Here is an 18,921-nt window from a genome sequence, read left to right as displayed (position 1 = left end):
CTTTATGTATAAACCCTACCCTGTTCCTGAAATGGCCCGTGGGCATAAACTGCCAAGCTCCAATAGCTTATGGGACTTTGCCAAGCAGGATTTACGCCTTCTGGCCTTTTTCCTGTTGATCGGCAGCCTGATTGGTTTCGGGATCGGGTATTTCTGGGTCTGTATCGTACTGGCTTTTGTAGCATTTTTTGTCACACAAATCCGTTCTCTATATTTGGTCAATGACTGGATTTCCAATCGTCCTTATGACATACCACCCAAGATCAATGGCATCTGGGGTGCCCTGCTCTTTAATGTCTATCAGGCCCAGCGTCAGGAACGCATTGTACAGGCAGAAATGGTCGAGCTGATTGATCGTGCCCAGTCTTCTCTAGGCGCGCTACAGGAAGCCGTGGTACTGATCGATGAAAATCAGCAGATTGAATGGTGGAATCCCGCAGCTGAACGTCTGCTCGGCATCAGTGCTGAAGATAAAAGCCGTAATATTCTGAGTTTACTCTCTCAGCCAAATTTCGTTGATTATTATCATCATATTGATGATGCGCCTGACGGTCTCAAGATGCAATCTTCGATCTTTGAAGACCATTATGTACAGGTCAAGATGACCCGCTTTGGGGGTGAAAGCCGTCTCTTGGTCGCTTATGATGTGACCCGGATGCATAATCTGGAACAGATGCGCAAAGACTTTGTAGATAACATCTCGCATGAATTACGCACACCTTTAACAGTGCTCAGTGGTTATATCGAAACCTTTACAGATCAGGAAGATATCAGTCCACGCTGGAAACGCGCCTTTGACCAGATGCAATCCCAGACCCGGCGTATGAATGCCTTGGTCAATGACTTGTTATTATTGTCTCGTCTGGAAAATGACGAAAATATTGCCAAGAATCAGATTATCGACATGCCCAATCTGATGAACCAGCTATTTGATGATGCGCAAGCCTATAACGTGGACTATGGTCATACGCTGAACCTGGATATTGACAGTCATTGTGATCTGATTGGTTCCGATATGGAAATTGCCAGTGCTTTCAGTAACCTGATCACCAATGCGATTAAATACACGCCAAAAGGCGGTACGGTCACCATGGGCTGGCATGATGATGGTGAATCGGCTTACTTTGTGGTGGAAGATACCGGGATCGGGATTGACCCGAAACACGTGCCGCGTCTGACTGAACGGTTCTATCGCGTCGATTCTGACCGTAGCCGACGTACCGGCGGTACAGGTCTTGGACTTGCGATTGTAAAACATGTACTGATGCAGCATCAGGCCCAGCTAAAAATTGATTCTCGCGAAAATCAGGGCTCTACTTTTAAAGTGATTTTCCCGAAAGAACGCTTGAGTTTCCCGGACTGATTGAAACTTTATCCCAATAAAAAGGTGCCTTTTGGCACCTTTATTTTTAATGGCTTGTTAACTCAATACTTCTTCTTTGGACATGGCCCGGAAATAGGCAGGACGATGAGATAGGCGTTCCAGATAGGCTTCAATCGCCGGATAACGTTTACCCGTACGGGTCTGAATGGCATCTAATGGGAAACTCATCTGAATATCAGCAAAACTAAATCGACCGGCAAAATATTCATGCTCGCTCAGGTAGTCTTCCAGATATTGAATATGATCTTTAAGACGCGGCTGTACAAATTTACTTTTAATTCCACTGGTAATCTGTCGCGCCATAGGACGCAGCAAAAATGGTGTGTGCTTCTCAACGGAATTCATGACCAGATGCATAACCAGTAACGGCATCAGTGAGCCTTCGGCATAATGCATCCAGTACCGGTACTGCTGTTTGGTAGTAGAATTGAGCGGCTGAAACTCCATACCCACATCATAAGTTTCCTGCAAATATTGTAAAATCACCGCAGATTCTACCAGCACCTGATCACCATCAATCAGGATCGGTGCCTTCCCTAATGGATGGATCATCTTCAACTCTGAAGGGGCAGAAAAGTTAGGCAGCCGTTTATGGAACTTGATTTCATAATCTAGCCCCAATTCCTCCAATGCCCATAAAATACGGAACGATCGGGACTGCTCAAGATGGTGTAGGATACGCATGTTAGACTCTTTTGTTATTGTCGTGTTATTGCCGCTTCAGCATAACAAAAAGTATCTGGTTCCGGTGAAATGCTTTACGAATTATATTACATTTCAATCAGTCTTCTTTACATATGGCGAGATTAAAGTAATGTAGTTCGAATCTCCAGACTCCGTAGTAAAGTTTTAGTCACTGGTGTTTTTTGACAAATTTCCAGAATTTTTTGCCGCAATGTTTCATCTAACGGATTTTGAAAACTTAAACGTCGTTCAATCCATTCCTGCCCTTCCCGATTGGCAAAGAAATCGGCTTCAACCTGAAACTCCCCCAGCTCCAGATCTTTATGGCTGGCATACATACGCAAGCTAATCATGGTGCAGGAAATCAAGCCTGCCAGCAGGAAATCATAAGGTGCGGGACCACGATCCTGACCACCAAAAGCTTCCGGCTTATCCGTCAGATATTGGTGATTGCCATGACTGATCTGTCCCTGCCATGGTGTTTCCAGACTATGTACACGAGCACTTGCAAGCATGGCCATTTCTTCTTCCTTATTTTATGGTGATCCATTTATTTTGAAGGACGCATATGGCCCGGGAAAGCAGGGGCTTCAAGTCGTGGTCCCTCGTAGGCAGGAATCGAGCCAAATCGCTCATGTTCTGCAATCCATTGCTCACGTGCCATTTTCAATTCTTCAGTCGTGCGGCCAACAAAGTTCCACCACAGTAAAATCGGGCTTTCAAAAGGTTCGCCCCCCAGCAACAGTACACGGCTTCCGGCATGAATCTCGACATGTACCTGTTCCAGCCCCGGTTCCAGAATCACCATATTATCTTCAGTCAGTTCATGTCCGTTGATACTGGCCGTCCCTTCCAGTGCCAGAAAACCATATTCAAATTTTAGATGAAGCGGTAATACGGCTTGGGTACTGTCTGCTGCATACAGGTCCACCCCGAGCAGTTCGCTATGTACCTTCACTGGTGATATAGCCTTAAGATATTCCCCGACCAGTACCGTGAACTCAATGCCTTGATCCTCAACCACAGGCAATTCCGGATAATGATCAAACGCGGGTGCCATATTGACCATATCATCTGGCAAAGCGATCCAGAGCTGTGCGGCATGCATTTTAGTTTCTGTTTCAGGTGCAACTTCAGAATGGGAAATGCCATAACCAGCCGTCATCAGATTGACCTGACGTGGACGTAGTAACTGCGCACTGCCCAGACTGTCACGATGCATCATGGTGCCTTCAATCATCCAGGTAAAAGTCTGCAGACCAATATGTGGATGTGGTCCTACATCCAGGCCATCCCCTTGGGGGAAATGAGCAGGTCCGGCATGATCCAGAAAACACCATGCCCCGATCATCCGTTTATACCGGCTTGGTAACGCACGCTTGATCACTGTTCCCTGACCAATTTCAGCACGGCGTAATGGAAATTCTGCAATAAACTGATTGACGTATTTCGTGCAATCATCTGAATTGAAAAGTTCGATATCATTATTATTCGACATGTTCTGGCTCACTCGGCTGGGTCAAAAGATCATAGCAATTCAGATCGGTAAAAAGAGTGCTACTTTCAGGATTGTGCTTGTCATATTTGCAACAATCTTTAACTTCAACGGTCTGATCTGTACTTGATCTGATTTCTTGTTTTCATGGGTACTCTAAATCTTGAATCTATCCTTAAAATTCAAGTTAACGATTAGGTAAAGATCACCCAAACCTTTTTTAGCATTTTTCATTTTAATAAGGTGAGGTTTACACATACTGCAACAAACAATTATCTCGGATTGTTTCACGTGAAACAGGCTTATATTTAATTTTTTATAAATTAAATCAAATAATTAATTCAATAATACCTAAGTTTTGGCTTTCTCCTTTCGCAGAAAAAATGTTTTGTTACTTTTTCCTTCCCCATGCGTCGCAATCTATCCGTTTGACCATAGATTCCTGACCCCAAAATTTGCTCATAATATGTGCGAATTTTTAATGGATTGAAAAATGACGATTGCCGATGGCAGGATGCATGCAAATATGCAGGCTTCCTTGCAGAGTCTTAATCGGCATTCTTCGGAACAACTGCAACCTTCCGAGAATGACCTGAAGAACCGTCAAGTGCTAGAAGATGCACTTGTGGATCGGCACGCCCGTATTCCTGTGCAATTTCTACCTCATTTTTACGACTATCTGTACCGGCATAACTACCATAGTCTGCGTCAGATCCACTTACTGGCACAGTTGGTGTTCCTGCTATATTTCTTTGCCGATATCTTTATTATCCCCGACCTGATGATGGTTTCTGGGTTTACTCGGGTGATTTTGGTCTTAGCTTTCTGGATCGTCTGTGAACTGTTATTTCAATACAGCCAGAACATTCGCTTGCTCGATCTGATCCTGCCGATAGGGACTACGCTTTGTGCTGGAGTATGGATCCTGCTCCTGCTCTCTTCTACCAGCCTACATGTAGAAAATTACTTGTATGCTGCATCCATTTTTATTCTGATTACCAATCTCTGCATCAAGGTTCAATTTAGGGCTGCACTATATTGTTCAATCCTGATCAGCCTGCTGGTCCTGATAGCAATGACGCAGCTAATGACGTTATCGGAAGCTTTTATCTTTATGGTCGTGTTCAGCCCAGTGTTGCTGTTTAGCCTGTATTTTAACTGGAATAATATCCTGCATACCCGTCGTGCATTTATCCGTACTTTGTTAGATGAATGGAACTACCATATGGTGCGTAATCTCGCCCATACTGATGAACTGACTCAGCTCTATAACCGCCGGCATTTTGTTAATCTGGCAGAAAACTGTATTCATGACTGGCCAAGATATTCAAGCACCTGTCTGCTAATGTTTGATGTGGACCATTTCAAGCAAATCAATGATAGTTATGGGCATGATGTCGGGGATCGGGTACTACAGTTAATTGCAGATACAGCGCGTAAGGAAATGCGCCATAGTGATGTACTGGCACGTTTTGGTGGTGAGGAGTTTATTATTTTGCTGTCCGATACACAGTTGCAAGATGCTTTGGTAATTGCCGAGCGCATTCGTAATTCGATTCAGCAGCAGTATCTCTATGCCCGGCCTGAGCTGGTACTGAAATTTACAGTTTCGATTGGTATTGCTGAGTTAGAGTCCCATACTCAGGACCTGGATGATCTGATTAAAAAAGCGGATGTGGCGCTTTATGCTGCCAAGAAGAGTGGACGTAACCGGATTGAAGTGTATCGTCCAGATATGAGTTCACCGTTTCAATCTGATTTACAGAATTTTTATACTGAAAAATATATTAACTTATGAACAGTCATAGAGGTGACTTAAACGTATAGACAGTCAATCCAGCCTATCTCCTTTGTTGCTTTGTACTCACTCTCCCTTTTTTGTAACCGAAAATATTTATTCTAGATGACTACTTTTAAAGTGAATTTTTAAGGAATAGAATAAAATTTATACAAAACTTAATATATAAAAAATTTTATTTTTTATGGGGAAGGCTGAATGCCACAGGAATATCATAAGGAGTCACGCCTTCTGATTCAGCAGGCGCTTAAAGATCCTCTGGTGTGTATTCCTCAGCAATTAAAATCTGCCTATTATTCTCATCAGAAAAAGCTGCATCTGAGATATCTGCTTCAGGTGAATCTGTTTGCACAGTTTGCTTATGCTTCCTATACCCTTGCGGATATTTATGTACTGCGTGACATCCACACCCTGTTGCTTGTAACCAAACTGGGTTTTACCTCAGTCATGACCCTGATCACGGTCTGGATGTACCAGCATAGCCGGAATTTACCACTCTTTGATCTATTGCTACCCACTTCGATTATTGGTGCCAGTGCGGTCTGGTTTTTTAATTTAAATCAGTCAGAAAGTCATTATAACCTGATCTATCAATATTCCTCTCTGGTCTTTATTGTTCTGGCAAATTTAAGTGTACATATCCGTTTCAGGCCTTCCTTGATCATCTCGGCCCTGATTACCTTCATGATCTATATGGGTGTGTATTTCAATGTTAAAGGCGATCTGCAACAGCTGGTTCTGTTTTCTCTGATTTATGTGCCGGTGCTAAGTTTTAGTATCTATATCAGCTGGAATTCAACGCTTAAATCTCGGATTGTATTTTTACAACATACCTTGAACGAATATAACCGTCAGGCTTTTGAGCATATGGCGCATACCGATTCCCTAACAGGATTAAATAATCGCCGCTTTTTTGAATATTTGGCTCAGCAACATCCAACACATAGGCTTAAAGAAGGAACACTGAGTCCTAGTTCATTAATCGTGTTTGACGTCGATCATTTTAAAAAGATTAATGATAACTATGGTCATGATATTGGCGACCAGGTACTGCAAATCATTGCGAAAACAGCTCAAAGTGAAATGCGAAATACTGATATTCTGGCGCGCTACGGCGGGGAAGAGTTTATTGCCCTGCTTCCTGATACGCATCTGGATGATGCTCTAAAAATTGCCGATTGTTTAAGGCAGCGCATTGAACAGACCGAAGTGTTTCTTGATCAAGTTCAATCCTTAAAATTCACCATTTCAGTGGGTGCGGCGATCTTGGAAACCTGTGAAACGGACCTGTATATCGTAATTAAACAGGCGGATATTGCGCTGTATCAGGCCAAGGCCAACGGACGGAACCGAGTAGAGCAGTATGACCCTTTAACCAGTCCTAATGTCGTACTGCTGTCACAAGGCTCGTGGAATAAGGATCGGGCAATTAAAATCATAGGAACCTAGTTAAAAAGATATCTTCATCGAAACGGTCTTGGTCGATTTTGTAAATATGAAAGCTCCGTTCAATTTGTATCTCTAAAAGAAACTCTATCTTTAAAAATATTCTTTCCACTTGGAAGTGTTTGATTGAGTATGTCTTTTGAGAGATTTGAGCGTTCAGCTAATATATTTGCCGCATCTGAAATTTTTATAGGCTCATTTAACTCAAACAATAACTTCATTAAAGGAAGCATCAATTGATCATAAGTAGGCAATGACATTCAATAAACTCTTTTTTAAAGTCTAATTTTCATGCAGTATAAACAAAAAAAGAGCGCCTAGGCGTCCTTTTTTATTGGATATATCATTTTTCAGATACTGCCGCGCGTATCTTGCGCAAGGTTAAAAGCAATGCTTTTAACCTTGCTCATGGCGTAATTTAGGCAAGAAGCTTCGCTTCTTGAAACCCCTAAATTACTCCCATTCAATCGTCGCAGGTGGTTTAGACGATACGTCATAAACCACACGAGAAACTTCAGCAATTTCATTCATGATACGAGTCGAGATTTTATCTACAAGCTCGTATGGAAGGTGAGCAAAACGAGCTGTCATGAAGTCAACAGTTTCAACTGCACGAAGTGCAATGACCCACGCATAACGACGACCATCACCTACAACACCAACCGATTTAACTGGCTGGAATACAGCAAATGCTTGTGCAGTTTTGTCATACCAACCGCTAGCACGAAGTTCTTGCATGAAAATGTCATCTGCTAAACGGAGAATGTCAGCATATTCTTTTTTCACTTCACCCAAAATACGAACACCTAGACCCGGACCTGGGAATGGGTGACGATAAAGCATTTCAAATGGAAGACCTAAAGTAGTACCCAATTTACGTACTTCATCTTTGAACAGGTCACGAATTGGTTCAACCAGTTCAAATGCTAGATCTTCTGGTAAACCACCCACGTTGTGGTGTGATTTAATCACGTGTGCTTTACCTTGTTTGCTTGCAGCAGATTCGATCACGTCAGGGTAAATCGTACCTTGAGCCAGGAAGTTTACACCATCAAGCTTACGTGCTTCTTCAGCAAATACTTCAATGAATTCACGGCCGATGATTTTACGTTTTTTCTCTGGATCAACTTCACCCGCAAGTGCAGTCAAGAAACGCTCTTCAGCATCAGCACGGATCACACGGATACCCATGTTTTTCGCAAACATGTCCATAACCTGGTCGCCTTCATTCAGACGAAGTAAACCATTGTCCACGAATACGCAAGTCAATTGGTCGCCGATTGCACGGTGTAACAGCGCCGCAACAACTGATGAATCTACACCGCCTGAAAGTCCGAGCAGTACTTTTTGGTCGCCAATCTGTTCACGAAGCTGTTCAACACGAAGGTCGATAATGTTTTCAGAGTTCCACAGGCTACGGCAACCACAGATATTGTGAACGAAGTTAGACAGTAACTCTTTACCTTTGGCAGTATGAGTGACTTCCGGGTGGAACTGAATACCATAGAAACGGCGTTTTTCATCAGATACCATTGCGACCGGACAGCTTGGTGTGCTGGCAGTAATCTGGAAGCCTTCTGGAATTTGAGTCACTTTGTCACCGTGGCTCATCCAGACTTTCAATTTGTCTGCTGAATCTTCAAGATCGCCAATAAGACCATCACGGATTTGAATGTCTACTTCTGCATAGCCAAATTCATGTACTGTACCTGGCTCAACCTTACCGCCAAGTTGTGCAGACATGGTTTGCAAACCGTAGCAAATACCCAATACAGGAATGCCCAAGTTGAACACAACTTCTGGCGCACGCGGGCTGCCTTCTTCGTGAACGCTCTCAGGACCACCTGACAAGATGATACCGTTTGGATTAAATGCACGAATGTCTTCTTCAGACATGTCATAGGCAAACATTTCAGAATATACGCCAGACTCACGTACGCGACGTGCAATCAATTGGCTATATTGAGAACCGAAATCCAAAATCAGGATACGATCTTCAGTGATTTGAGTATTGGTAGTCATGACAAACAACTATAGAAAGGCAAACGAAAGATAAGCGCCGTATTCTATCATTTTTCGCTGCATTAAGCACACTGTTTCAAGGCGCTTGAAATATATACATATTTAGCACTGTATCTTGATCAGACTGAATTTTTTGTCAGATCTGCTTCAATCCTGGAATTCAAGATTGCATGAGATTGAAGCAGAACTTTAAATGTGGTTATTTCACTTTTTCGATACTAATCACATCAATATCGGTAGGTTTCTGACGATGAGTATCTACCTCGCCAAGCACACGAACGTTATCGCCCGCTTTTAACTTCAACGGTTTCCATAGGTCATCATCAACATCAATAATAATCGTGCCACTACTGTCTCGAAGTTCAAAATCATCACTCTGCGGTGCAACTTGACGCACAATTTTACCTGTTAAGGTCACACCAGTTTCATCCGGCATTTTTTGTGCTTGAGCAATGCTGACTTTATTTTTTTGAGCTTCAGCAAGGAGGGCCTGATCTGACTTTGCCCATGCACCGCCACTAACAACGAGTCCCGTCATTAATACAGCTAAAATTTGCTTTTGCATTCAATATACTCCTTAAACAACAGGTTTAAATTCCTGATTCTATCTAATCAGAGTGGATGTACTGCACGAAGCTTAATTCTGTAAAGCTAGTTTAATGTTATGTATCCACAAAAAAAGCGGTCTTAGACCGCTCGATTGGATCGTTGCTTTGGCTTTGCTATTGGCGCTCAATCAGATGATCAAGACTGAAGCGACCTGCACCCTGTAATACCAATAACAATAAGCCGCCTGCCATCGCGAAGTTTTTCATAAAGTTCACTGCATCCTCAGGTGTACCATGAAATAAAAATGCAGTCACTAAGCTAAAGCCAGCCAAAAGTGCTGCCACAATACGAGTCTGCAAGCCAAATAAAATCGCTAAACCACCACCCAACTCCAGCAAAATTGTCACAGGTAATAATTCAGCAGGAACACCCATAGCTTGCATATAACCAACTGTTGCTTCATAGCCAGCGATTTTGCCCCAACCTGCCACAATAAAAATATAAGCCATTAAGACACGTGCAGACACGAATGTTGCGGATTCAAGTACAGGATGAGCAACAAGATTGGCGATAATACGATTTGGATTCAACATGATAAAAACTCGAAGATGATTGCTAAAACATGAGCACATCTTATAAGTTTCATTTTTAATTATTAATAACCAAAATAAGATTCATCGTTTTATTTTTAGAATGATGAGGCTGGAAATAGACCACTTTTGATGCTGACTTTAAGCCTAATCACTGTTAGGATTTGGGCACACTTTTGCTTGTACTGGCGCCATGGAACTGCTTGATTTTATCCTACATGTAGATGACCATCTGCTTGAATTCATCACCAATTATGGGGTGTGGATTTATGCTATTCTTTTCCTGATTATCTTTGTAGAAACGGGACTGGTAGTCATGCCTTTCCTGCCGGGTGACAGCTTGCTGTTTGCTGCGGGGGCACTTGCAGCATCTACTGGGGCCATGGATCCGTGGGTACTGATTCCGCTCCTATTTGTGGCAGCAGTACTGGGCGATACGCTGAACTATCATATTGGCAAGTTCATTGGGCCGCGTGTGTTTGAAGTTGAATCGCGCTTTATCAATAAAAAACACCTACTAGCAACCCAGCAATTTTTTGCCAGACATGGTGGCAAGACGATTATCTTTGCCCGTTTCGTGCCTTTCGCCCGCACCTTTGCTCCTTTTGTGGCCGGTGCTGGCAGCATGAATTATAAATATTTCCTGAGCTATAACGTGATTGGTGGTTTTTTGTGGATCAGCTCTTTTGTGATTTTGGGTTATCTGTTTGGAAATATGCCAATCGTTAAAGATAACTTTACCTATCTGATCTTCGGCATCATTATTATTAGTGTATTGCCAGGCATCTTCGGTTTTGTTCAACAGAAGCTGAAAAAGAACAAAATGGCTTAAGTCCTGATCGCTGAACTCAGTTAAATATACTGATGATCAGCGGAATCAGGCAAAGCAGCACAAACAGGACCGACCCTTTATATACGAGGTCGGTTTTTATTTTCTCCGACTCCCCTGCCAGAATTGCCTGACCGAACGCCATCCAGAAGACAAACACCGGTAATGTCACCAGACTAAATATCGCGAAGACCAGTACGAAATTAGTTGGATTTTCCCAGGTCGCCATGGGAAAAATACCAGAAGCAAACAAAGCCGCTTTAGGATTCTTTAAAGTCGCAGTAAACATCTGCCAAGGCCGGATCATCGGGTGCTTATGATTATGCTGTTCTAGCTGCTTGGCTTTAAACAGCCGAAAGGTCATCCAGCCTACAGTAATTGTGCTCAGTATATGCAGCATGCCCTGAAAATTCGGCCAGATCGGGACAGCAAGATGTATCAGCAAGGCCCAGACATTAATGGCATAGAAGTAACCCAGCAGAATAGCAGGTATATATAAACTGGTTTTGGCCTGACCATGTTGATGTGCCGCACTGGCAACCAGTGCATTGCCTGGGCCCGGAATCATCAATACTGTAATTACAGCCAGAATAAATAGCCAGTTTTCGATCATACGCAAACTTACCGCAAAGAATGGCGCAACATTAACGAATCTGCTCAATATATAACAAGATGAAAATTCTCATAAATTTGTTCCGAGCAGTCATTCCAGCCGGCTTTATATACAAAATAGTGTCCCTTTCCGGAATGCGATGCTAAAAAATGCCGACCTCAGTCAGCATTTTTATTTTATATCTTCATCATTATGTTTTTGGTACAGCCTGGCGAATGATCAGTGGGCAGCTCTTATAGCGTGCTGCCTGAACAATCGCTTCCTGCTCACCTAAAACACGTGCCAGTTCGGTCTTCTTGGTATTAGAAGACTGACCCATATTCACTGAAATGCTCGGCCCAATGCCCCAACCACTATGGCTACCCCAGCCACCACCTACACCGACGCCTACGCCAACACCCGTTCGTTTCGGCGCTTGTACACCATTGTCGATATACTGCTGAATACGGTTATATTCGCCTTGCAGCTGACCGCAGTCATAGGACTGGTATTGGGTTGGCGACACATAGGTCGGCTTGACGGTCGTAGCACAGGCACTTAACAAAGCCAGGCCCACGATGCCAAGACTGAATTTCATGAGTTTCATGCTGGAATCATCAATCTTATTTTTGCTCAATCTCATTGAACAACGATTGATAGGCCTGAGTCAATTTATGATCAGTAGCCAGATGAATTAAGGGCTGATTTTTCTGATGGGATTCTTTCATGATCACCGATGGCGGCAACATATTTTCCAATACCGGCAAGCCTTCATCTTTCAGCTGTTGCACCACCTCACGTGGCAGTTTGGCCTGAGCCTGAAACTGATTGACCACAATCCCTTCAATTTCCAGACGGTCATTATGATCGTCCTGGGTTTCGATGACATTTTCAATCAGGGTATGCAGGGCACGTTTGGAAAATACATCACAGTCAAAAGGAATCAGCACCCGATCTGCCGCAATTAAAGCTGATAAGGTAAAGAAATTAAAAGCCGGCGGCGTATCAATAAACACCCGCTCATACTGACCCGTTAACTGTTGTAAGGCATCACGTAGTTTATAGATCTTATGTTTGGATTCCAGTGCATGTGCCAGTGTGCCGAGACTTGGGCTGGCTGGAATCACATCCAGATGTTTAAACGGTGACTGGTGCACATAGCTTTCCAGGCCTTTAGTGCGGGTTTTTAGAATTGAGCCGATGGCATTGCCAATCAGACCCTTGTTCTGCTGGCTGCCCAGCACTTCATCAAAATAGTTTTCAATATTGGGTTCTAATGCAGGCTTGTCTCCTGAATAGGTCGCATCATCACCAAGCAGATACTGGCTGGAATTGGCCTGTGGATCGAGGTCAATGAGTAAGGTTTTGTGCCCCTGATGTGCACTGATTGCTGCCAGATTCACTGCAATACTCGACTTCCCCACGCCACCTTTTTGGTTAAACACCACACGTGTACGCATTAAAAACCCCCTATTATTTTTATCAATCTATTTAAAATTTAGCCAAACAAAATGATGTTATTTTCTAGCCAGAAGTTGGCTTGATAATCACCAGTGCCATAATTGCAGCTAATGAAATAATTGCAATAACCAGGCCAGCACGACGTTGAACCAACAGGACAGAGTCATCTTTTTTATAGGCTTTCATCAAAGATGACACCAGTACCAGAAATAAAATGACCTTGGCATAGAACCAGGGTTGTACTTCAAAGTTTTTTATCACTAGCGAAATGACGCCCGTCAAAGCAATTACGGCAAGTGCCAGATGCTGCAAGGCAACAAATAGCTTGCGTGCGACCGGATTAGGTAAATTGCCCTGTGTACCAACAAACAAGGTAAATGCACGTGCCAGAATCGCGATAATTGCCAGACTGGCCGCTGACATATGGATAATTTTGACTAATAATTGGGTTTCCATATGTTCCTCTTAGTTTTTTGGGGCATGTGCACATTCAGGACTGGTCGTATCCTGACCGCTCCACTCTTCTGGAACAAAAGCATGGATTGCTAATGCATGGATTTTTTCCGGGCTCAGTAAATCGCCTACTGCGGCATAGACTTTCTGATGACGCTGTACCTGACGCAGGCCTGCAAAAGCTTCACTCACAATCACCGCTTTAAAGTGTGATTCCTTACCCGGGTAATAGCCACCGTGACCAGAAGACTCATTTACCACCTCAAGATGAGATGGAAACAGGGTAGCCAGACGCTCTCTTAAGACTTGTTCAATACTCATGGCCTTTCTCCGCAATTACAAATGATCCAAATTCTATTCAGTATACCCTGTTCTGTCATGAGTTTTACTGTGCTCAAGGAGAGTTAAAGGTTGCCAAGGCTCTGTTTTAACAAAATTTTGCATGAATTTTGTCTATTTATATTGCTGAATTGGCTGAATTGATTTTATTTTATGCAAACGGTGCAAGATTTTTCATAAAGTTATTGACCCTGTTTTTGCATGCTGTATTATACACGGCATGCGGGAATAGCTCAGTTGGTAGAGCACAACCTTGCCAAGGTTGGGGTCGCGAGTTCGAGTCTCGTTTCCCGCTCCAGATTCTTTTTTGTTTAGTTTTTTAATAGTAAAAAATTATTCGACCCTGCGGGAATAGCTCAGTTGGTAGAGCACAACCTTGCCAAGGTTGGGGTCGCGAGTTCGAGTCTCGTTTCCCGCTCCAGATTTTAAAAAGCCCTGATCGAAAGATTGGGGCTTTTTTTATTTTCAGCTTTTGGCCAGGTTAAAGTTAGATGCCTAGTTGAATATCTATTTCTCTGGGTATTTCCACAATCCCCTACTTCAATTGATTTATTGATTTAAAAAATAAAAATTGCTTTCTTCAATTTACATCCATAATTTTAGCTTCGTTATACAAAATTACATGCATTAGCGAGGTGCGTATCATACATGGCGCCTTTCTACACTCCAATGTGGTCCAAGCACAAGCGCATTCTATTGATTGGATCATAGTCTTTTTCTGTATTTTCTAGCCTTATATTTACCAGCAAAATAATAAACAAACAGCTTATAAACATCTTTTTCATTATAGAGAAACCTTGTCTCGCATTTATTCTATCCTGATGAGCTGTTTATCTTTAATTTCAGGTGATCAGCTCCTCATTAGAAAATACTGTTTTTTATTTGACGCTAGTGTAGAAATATCTAAATATAGAATCCGAACAAAAATTTAAGAGAAAATAATGACAACAAAGATAGAGGTAAATTATCAACCCGATATTTTAGGGGCTGGCTATGAACAGGTCACCTTAGATCTTCCGAATGATTATGAAGGTCAGGTGGTGGCGACCCTCGTTCGCAAGAAAGCCGCTAAACCGACTAAAAAGGCGGTGCTATATATCCACGGTTTTATCGACTATTTTTTCCAGACTGAAATGGCAGAGCGTTTCAATGAGCAGGGTTTTGACTTTTATGCGCTGGACCTACGTAAATATGGTCGCTCCTATTTGCCGCATCAGAAGTACTATAACGTTCATAGCCTGTCAGAATATGATGCAGAAATTACTCAGGCACTGGATATTATCGGTCAGGAAAGTCATGACGCCGTGCTGCTTTGCGGACATTCAACGGGGGGCTTAACCACAACCTTGTATGCAGCACATCATCCTGATCATCCCCTGATTAAAGCGCTCTGGGCAAACAGTCCCTTTTATGATTTCAATATGAGTCGTCTGGAAAAGAAATTTGCCATTCCTCGAATGGCAGCAATGGGCAAACGTTTTCCAAACTTGCTGTTCCCAAGTCGTCTTAATAAGTGGTATGTCCCGAGTTTGCACGCCAGCCATCATGGTGAATGGAACTTTAACCTCGAATGGAAAAAAGTCCGTTATCCCATGGTGCGTTTGAGCTTTGTACATGCCATTCATGAGGCGCAAAAAGAACTGCATCAAGGTCTTCAGTTAAGCATTCCTGTCCTGATCATGCATTCGCATCAGACGACTTATCCACGAAAATTTAATCGTCATGCACAAAGCAGCGATGTGATTCTGGAAGTGCAGGATATGATTCAGCATGCCAGCAAAATATCGGGCGATGTCACCTTGTGCGAAATTCATAATGGCTTGCATGACCTGGTCCTGTCAGAAAAAGCGGTACGGGAACAGGTCTATCAACAGCTGTTTGAATGGTTACAGACCAAAGGACTTTGACCAGGTCATAACCCTCATTATTGGCAAGATAGCGGGAAGGAAAATGATAAATGACCTTCCCCAAAATTTGCTCAAAGATTTTTCATCAAGCAGGTATTAATTGTTATTTTTTATCAAGCTTATATGTGCGAAATATCATGTTTTAACACCTTAAAAATTTAATCCATCCAAGCTAATAATTTGATTTTTATTAAAAATAAGGAAATCTTCTTACCCCCGCTTTGTTACCTTTTGTAGCACGCTTGTAAACCCTCGACATAGCGTCAGATTTGCTCTTTATATTAGCTATAACTATTCATTCCAAGATGAGTCTTCGTCTCTCAGCTTTATTTCTCTCACAGCTATAACAATCAATGAAAGGACAAAAATATGCGCTATGCAGATCCAAATACTGACGGTTCAAAAATTCAATTTAAAGCACAATACGAAAACTTTATTGGCGGTAAATGGGTGCCGCCGGTCAAAGGTGAATACTTTGATAATATTTCCCCAGTCGATGGCAAAGTTTTTACCAGAGCACCACGCTCCAGTGTAGAAGATATTGAACTCGCACTCGATGCCGCCCATGCCGCCAAAGCCCAGTGGAATAGCTCATCACCGACCACACGTTCAAATATCCTGCTCAAGATTGCCGATCGTCTAGAGGAAAACCTGGAATTGCTCGCGGTGGCAGAGACCTGGGACAACGGTAAACCGATTCGTGAAACCCTAAATGCGGATATTCCATTATGTATCGACCACTTCCGTTATTTTGCTGGTTGTATTCGCGCGCAAGAAGGCGGCATTTCAGAAATTGATGAAGACACCATCGCCTATCATTTCCATGAACCCCTCGGCGTTGTCGGTCAAATCATTCCCTGGAACTTCCCAATTCTCATGGCAGCATGGAAACTGGCTCCGGCTTTAGCTGCCGGTAACTGCATTGTGCTGAAACCAGCAGAACAAACCCCTGTCAGTATTTTAGTGCTGGTTGAACTGATTCAGGATCTTTTACCACCCGGTGTACTGAATATTGTTAATGGCTATGGCGTTGAGGTCGGTCGCCCACTGGCAACCAACCCTCGTATCGCAAAAATTGCCTTTACCGGTTCAACCGCAGTCGGCCAATTGATTATGCAATATGCGACTGAAAATATTATTCCTGTGACCTTGGAACTGGGCGGTAAATCACCAAACCTGTTCTTTGCAGATGTGATGGATCAAGAGGATGAATACCTAGATAAAGCCTTGGAAGGCTTTACCATGTTTGCCCTCAACCAAGGAGAAATCTGTACCTGCCCTTCACGTGCACTGGTACAGGAAAGTATTGCCGACAAATTCCTGGAACGTGCAGTTGAGCGTGTCAAGCGCATTAAAACCGGTCATCCGCTGGATACCGACACCATGATTGGCGCACAGGCATCGCAAGAACAGCAGGATAAGATTTTGGGTTGTATCGCCACAGGTCGTGAAGAAGGTGCACAAGTGTTAACAGGTGGTGAAGCACGCCATGAAGTAGGTCAAGGCTTCTATATTGAACCGACCATTTTTAAAGGCACCAATGACATGAAAACCTTTCAGGAAGAAATTTTTGGACCGGTGCTTGCGGTCACCACCTTTAAAGACTTTGATGATGCCATTAAAATTGCCAATGACACCATTTATGGCTTAGGTGCTGGTGTCTGGTCGCGTTCAGCCCATACCTCTTATCGTGCCGGCCGTGCGATTCAGGCAGGTCGCGTCTGGACCAACTGTTATCACATTTACCCTGCGCATGCGGCATTTGGTGGTTATAAAAAATCAGGGATTGGACGCGAGAACCACAAAATGATGCTTGATCATTATCAACAAACCAAAAACTTGCTCGTCAGCTACTCGACCAAACCAGCAGGTTTCTTCTAATTCCTGTCTAAGCAAAAGCGAACTTCAGTTCGCTTTTTTATTGGCTTGGTAATTTTAGCGCAAATAGAAAAATAACTGTCCCTCTATCCCAATAAAATCATAAAACTATCCAAAACAAGTATATATATCCTTCTATGATAAGCATTGATTTTTTTAATATTTTCAATTGGATAAAAAAAATACAAAAATTAAAAACTTCCATATAAAGTCGGCTTTCTTTGCTGAAAAAGACTGTGTATAACAAAGGTCAGTTTAGGGAAACCAATAAGCATAGGCAAAATTGCTCAAAAAGCGTTAGACTATGCAACCAATAATGTCATGATTCGGTCTGAACAAGATCAAAAAAGAAGGTGAAGGTTGATGCCGCTCAATACAGTTGAAGAGCTTGTAGCAGATATCCGTGCAGGAAAAATGGTCATCCTGATGGATGATGAAGATCGTGAAAATGAAGGCGATTTAGTCATTGCTGCCACGCACGTGCGTCCTGAAGACATCAACTTTATGATCACCCATGCTCGTGGTTTAGTGTGTCTGACTTTAAGTAAAGAACGTTGCCAACAGTTGAATCTTCCATTGATGGTAGATGCTAATGGTGCTCAACACGGGACCAACTTCACGTTATCGATTGAAGCAGCTGAAGGTATTTCTACCGGTATTTCACCTGCAGAGCGTGCGCATACCATTCAAACCGCTGTGGCGGCTCATGCTAAACCTACGGACATCGTACAGCCTGGTCATATCTTCCCATTGATGGCACAGCCAGGTGGTGTCCTGCACCGTGCAGGTCATACCGAAGCAGGCTGTGACTTATCGCGTCTTGCAGGTTTAGAGCCAGCATCAGTCATTTGTGAAATCATCAATGAAGATGGCACAATGGCGCGTCGTCCAGACCTTGAAGTCTTTGCCGAAAAGCATGGCTTGAAAATTGGTACGATTGCTGACCTGATTCATTACCGTATGACTAATGAGCAGACGGTTGAACGTTTAGATCAACAAACAATTGATACCGAATACGGTACCTTTGACCTGTATCGTTACCGTGAATTAGGTAACCCGGATATTCATGTGGCACTAGTCAAAGGCGAGCCTAAAGAGGGCGTAACGACTGTACGTGTCCACGGCTTTAACCCGACACGGGACCTATTAAAATTGAATAAACAGGACGGCGAACCGGCTTGGAATTTAGACAAGGCACTTAAAGAAATTGCAAGCAGTGATCGTGGTGTCCTGGTATGGATTGGCCAACGTCATTTACAAGATCTAGGTCCTGCGCTCGATACTTTAAAAGCACCCAAAAATGTGAAATCCAATGCTGCACTGTCACAACAGTATCAAACTATTGGTGTCGGTGCACAAATTTTGCGTGATCTAGGCGTAGAAAAAATGAAGCTGCTGAGTTCACCATTACGCTTTAATGCATTGTCAGGTTTTAATTTAGAAGTGGTGGAATACATCACCGCACAACACACATCTTAAGATAAGAATCGAGGT

19 protein-coding genes and 2 tRNA genes are annotated in these 18,921 nt (G+C 43.0%); 9 read left to right on the top strand and 12 right to left on the bottom strand.

From position 1 onward, the window contains the following. The first annotated feature begins 4 nt into the window (after positions 1-4). A complete protein-coding gene (phoR, locus tag BK820_RS09945; protein ID WP_071320812.1) occupies positions 5-1,363 on the top strand; it encodes a phosphate regulon sensor histidine kinase PhoR in 1,359 nt (452 codons plus the stop codon). Positions 1,364-1,420: 57 nt separating this feature from the next. Here the strand turns inward: phoR and BK820_RS09940 are convergent, their stop codons facing one another. From BK820_RS09940 to BK820_RS09930, 3 genes are all read right to left on the bottom strand, one after another. After that, positions 1,421-2,068 carry a glutathione S-transferase gene (locus BK820_RS09940; protein ID WP_004814206.1) on the bottom strand — a complete coding sequence of 216 codons (648 nt, stop codon included), beginning with the start codon at positions 2,066-2,068 and terminating at the stop codon, positions 1,421-1,423. Positions 2,069-2,190: 122 nt separating this feature from the next. Beyond that, a complete protein-coding gene (locus tag BK820_RS09935; protein WP_004814205.1) occupies positions 2,191-2,589 on the bottom strand; it encodes an OsmC family protein in 399 nt (132 codons plus the stop codon). A 29-nt stretch (positions 2,590-2,618) separates the two neighbouring features. Further along, entirely contained in the window at positions 2,619-3,566 is a 948-nt protein-coding gene (locus BK820_RS09930) for a pirin family protein (RefSeq protein WP_071320811.1), read from the bottom strand. Positions 3,567-4,056: 490 nt separating this feature from the next. Here BK820_RS09930 and BK820_RS09925 point away from each other — a divergent pair, with 490 nt between their 5' ends. Together BK820_RS09925 and BK820_RS09920 are read left to right on the top strand one after the other, a co-directional pair. Continuing rightward, on the top strand, positions 4,057-5,361 hold the full coding sequence (locus BK820_RS09925) for a GGDEF domain-containing protein (RefSeq protein ID WP_008307116.1): 1,305 nt from the start codon (positions 4,057-4,059) through the stop codon (positions 5,359-5,361). A 198-nt stretch (positions 5,362-5,559) separates the two neighbouring features. Beyond that, positions 5,560-6,810, top strand: coding sequence for a GGDEF domain-containing protein (locus tag BK820_RS09920; protein WP_071320810.1), 1,251 nt, complete (start codon positions 5,560-5,562; stop codon positions 6,808-6,810). A gap of 59 nt (positions 6,811-6,869) precedes the next feature. Here the strand turns inward: BK820_RS09920 and BK820_RS15170 are convergent, their stop codons facing one another. The 4 genes from BK820_RS15170 to BK820_RS09905 form a co-directional block, all read right to left on the bottom strand. Next, positions 6,870-7,067 carry a winged helix-turn-helix domain-containing protein gene (locus BK820_RS15170; RefSeq protein WP_228715840.1) on the bottom strand — a complete coding sequence of 66 codons (198 nt, stop codon included), beginning with the start codon at positions 7,065-7,067 and terminating at the stop codon, positions 6,870-6,872. Between the two features lie 193 nt (positions 7,068-7,260). Next, on the bottom strand, positions 7,261-8,829 hold the full coding sequence (gene guaA / locus BK820_RS09915) for a glutamine-hydrolyzing GMP synthase (RefSeq protein ID WP_004895334.1): 1,569 nt from the start codon (positions 8,827-8,829) through the stop codon (positions 7,261-7,263). A 199-nt stretch (positions 8,830-9,028) separates the two neighbouring features. Beyond that, entirely contained in the window at positions 9,029-9,394 is a 366-nt protein-coding gene (locus tag BK820_RS09910; RefSeq protein WP_004895336.1) for a NirD/YgiW/YdeI family stress tolerance protein, read from the bottom strand. Between the two features lie 157 nt (positions 9,395-9,551). Next, positions 9,552-9,971, bottom strand: a complete 420-nt coding sequence (locus BK820_RS09905; RefSeq protein ID WP_071320809.1) for a DoxX family protein — start codon at positions 9,969-9,971, stop codon at positions 9,552-9,554. Positions 9,972-10,161: 190 nt separating this feature from the next. Between BK820_RS09905 and BK820_RS09900 the strand changes: the two genes are divergently transcribed. Beyond that, positions 10,162-10,800, top strand: coding sequence for a DedA family protein (locus BK820_RS09900; RefSeq protein ID WP_004814195.1), 639 nt, complete (start codon positions 10,162-10,164; stop codon positions 10,798-10,800). A 16-nt stretch (positions 10,801-10,816) separates the two neighbouring features. Here BK820_RS09900 and BK820_RS09895 read toward each other — a convergent pair whose 3' ends face one another. From BK820_RS09895 to BK820_RS09875, 5 genes are all read right to left on the bottom strand, one after another. After that, positions 10,817-11,410, bottom strand: a complete 594-nt coding sequence (locus BK820_RS09895; RefSeq protein ID WP_071320832.1) for a LysE family translocator — start codon at positions 11,408-11,410, stop codon at positions 10,817-10,819. Positions 11,411-11,600: 190 nt separating this feature from the next. Beyond that, the gene (locus BK820_RS09890) at positions 11,601-11,996 is read right to left on the bottom strand and encodes a hypothetical protein (protein ID WP_004814192.1); all 396 of its coding nucleotides are present in this window, start codon (positions 11,994-11,996) and stop codon (positions 11,601-11,603) included. Positions 11,997-12,012: 16 nt separating this feature from the next. After that, on the bottom strand, positions 12,013-12,849 hold the full coding sequence (locus tag BK820_RS09885) for a ParA family protein (RefSeq protein ID WP_071320808.1): 837 nt from the start codon (positions 12,847-12,849) through the stop codon (positions 12,013-12,015). Positions 12,850-12,913: 64 nt separating this feature from the next. Continuing rightward, complete coding sequence (locus BK820_RS09880; RefSeq protein WP_008307068.1) at positions 12,914-13,306, bottom strand: SirB2 family protein; 393 nt, start codon at positions 13,304-13,306, stop codon at positions 12,914-12,916. 9 nt (positions 13,307-13,315) lie between these two features. Further along, positions 13,316-13,624 carry a BolA family protein gene (locus tag BK820_RS09875; protein WP_071320807.1) on the bottom strand — a complete coding sequence of 103 codons (309 nt, stop codon included), beginning with the start codon at positions 13,622-13,624 and terminating at the stop codon, positions 13,316-13,318. A gap of 240 nt (positions 13,625-13,864) precedes the next feature. Between BK820_RS09875 and BK820_RS09870 the strand changes: the two genes are divergently transcribed. From BK820_RS09870 to ribBA, 5 genes are all read left to right on the top strand, one after another. Beyond that, positions 13,865-13,940, top strand: a tRNA-Gly gene (locus BK820_RS09870). 47 nt (positions 13,941-13,987) lie between these two features. Beyond that, positions 13,988-14,063: transfer RNA gene (locus BK820_RS09865), tRNA-Gly, on the top strand. 520 nt (positions 14,064-14,583) lie between these two features. Further along, positions 14,584-15,549, top strand: a complete 966-nt coding sequence (locus tag BK820_RS09860) for an alpha/beta hydrolase (RefSeq protein WP_004895817.1) — start codon at positions 14,584-14,586, stop codon at positions 15,547-15,549. 369 nt (positions 15,550-15,918) lie between these two features. After that, positions 15,919-17,430, top strand: a complete 1,512-nt coding sequence (exaC, locus tag BK820_RS09855) for an acetaldehyde dehydrogenase ExaC (protein WP_004814181.1) — start codon at positions 15,919-15,921, stop codon at positions 17,428-17,430. Between the two features lie 360 nt (positions 17,431-17,790). Next, complete coding sequence (gene ribBA, locus BK820_RS09850) at positions 17,791-18,906, top strand: bifunctional 3,4-dihydroxy-2-butanone-4-phosphate synthase/GTP cyclohydrolase II (RefSeq protein ID WP_004895820.1); 1,116 nt, start codon at positions 17,791-17,793, stop codon at positions 18,904-18,906. The last annotated feature ends 15 nt before the right edge of the window (positions 18,907-18,921 follow it).

The organism is Acinetobacter sp. LCT-H3 (assembly GCF_001866125.1).
Lineage (GTDB): Bacteria > Pseudomonadota > Gammaproteobacteria > Pseudomonadales > Moraxellaceae > Acinetobacter > Acinetobacter schindleri.
The sequence above is the reverse complement of the archived record's forward strand: the minus strand, read 5'-3'. Positions and strand labels throughout refer to the sequence as shown.

Excerpts from the sequence above, each read along its gene's own strand:
- BK820_RS09935 (WP_004814205.1), bottom strand. The coding sequence starts at position 2,589 with ATGGCCATGCTTGCAAGTGCTCGTGTACATAGTCTGGAAACACCATGG.
- BK820_RS09910 (WP_004895336.1), bottom strand. The coding sequence starts at position 9,394 with ATGCAAAAGCAAATTTTAGCTGTATTAATGACGGGACTCGTTGTTAGT.
- guaA (WP_004895334.1), bottom strand. The coding sequence starts at position 8,829 with ATGACTACCAATACTCAAATCACTGAAGATCGTATCCTGATTTTGGAT.
- BK820_RS09885 (WP_071320808.1), bottom strand. The coding sequence starts at position 12,849 with ATGCGTACACGTGTGGTGTTTAACCAAAAAGGTGGCGTGGGGAAGTCG.
- BK820_RS09940 (WP_004814206.1), bottom strand. The coding sequence starts at position 2,068 with ATGCGTATCCTACACCATCTTGAGCAGTCCCGATCGTTCCGTATTTTA.
- BK820_RS09875 (WP_071320807.1), bottom strand. The coding sequence starts at position 13,624 with ATGAGTATTGAACAAGTCTTAAGAGAGCGTCTGGCTACCCTGTTTCCA.
- BK820_RS09880 (WP_008307068.1), bottom strand. The coding sequence starts at position 13,306 with ATGGAAACCCAATTATTAGTCAAAATTATCCATATGTCAGCGGCCAGT.
- phoR (WP_071320812.1), top strand. The coding sequence starts at position 5 with ATGTATAAACCCTACCCTGTTCCTGAAATGGCCCGTGGGCATAAACTG.
- BK820_RS09895 (WP_071320832.1), bottom strand. The coding sequence starts at position 11,410 with ATGATCGAAAACTGGCTATTTATTCTGGCTGTAATTACAGTATTGATG.
- BK820_RS09925 (WP_008307116.1), top strand. The coding sequence starts at position 4,057 with ATGACGATTGCCGATGGCAGGATGCATGCAAATATGCAGGCTTCCTTG.
- ribBA (WP_004895820.1), top strand. The coding sequence starts at position 17,791 with ATGCCGCTCAATACAGTTGAAGAGCTTGTAGCAGATATCCGTGCAGGA.
- BK820_RS15170 (WP_228715840.1), bottom strand. The coding sequence starts at position 7,067 with ATGTCATTGCCTACTTATGATCAATTGATGCTTCCTTTAATGAAGTTA.
- BK820_RS09905 (WP_071320809.1), bottom strand. The coding sequence starts at position 9,971 with ATGTTGAATCCAAATCGTATTATCGCCAATCTTGTTGCTCATCCTGTA.
- BK820_RS09890 (WP_004814192.1), bottom strand. The coding sequence starts at position 11,996 with ATGAAACTCATGAAATTCAGTCTTGGCATCGTGGGCCTGGCTTTGTTA.
- BK820_RS09920 (WP_071320810.1), top strand. The coding sequence starts at position 5,560 with ATGCCACAGGAATATCATAAGGAGTCACGCCTTCTGATTCAGCAGGCG.
- BK820_RS09930 (WP_071320811.1), bottom strand. The coding sequence starts at position 3,566 with ATGTCGAATAATAATGATATCGAACTTTTCAATTCAGATGATTGCACG.
- BK820_RS09860 (WP_004895817.1), top strand. The coding sequence starts at position 14,584 with ATGACAACAAAGATAGAGGTAAATTATCAACCCGATATTTTAGGGGCT.
- exaC (WP_004814181.1), top strand. The coding sequence starts at position 15,919 with ATGCGCTATGCAGATCCAAATACTGACGGTTCAAAAATTCAATTTAAA.
- BK820_RS09900 (WP_004814195.1), top strand. The coding sequence starts at position 10,162 with ATGGAACTGCTTGATTTTATCCTACATGTAGATGACCATCTGCTTGAA.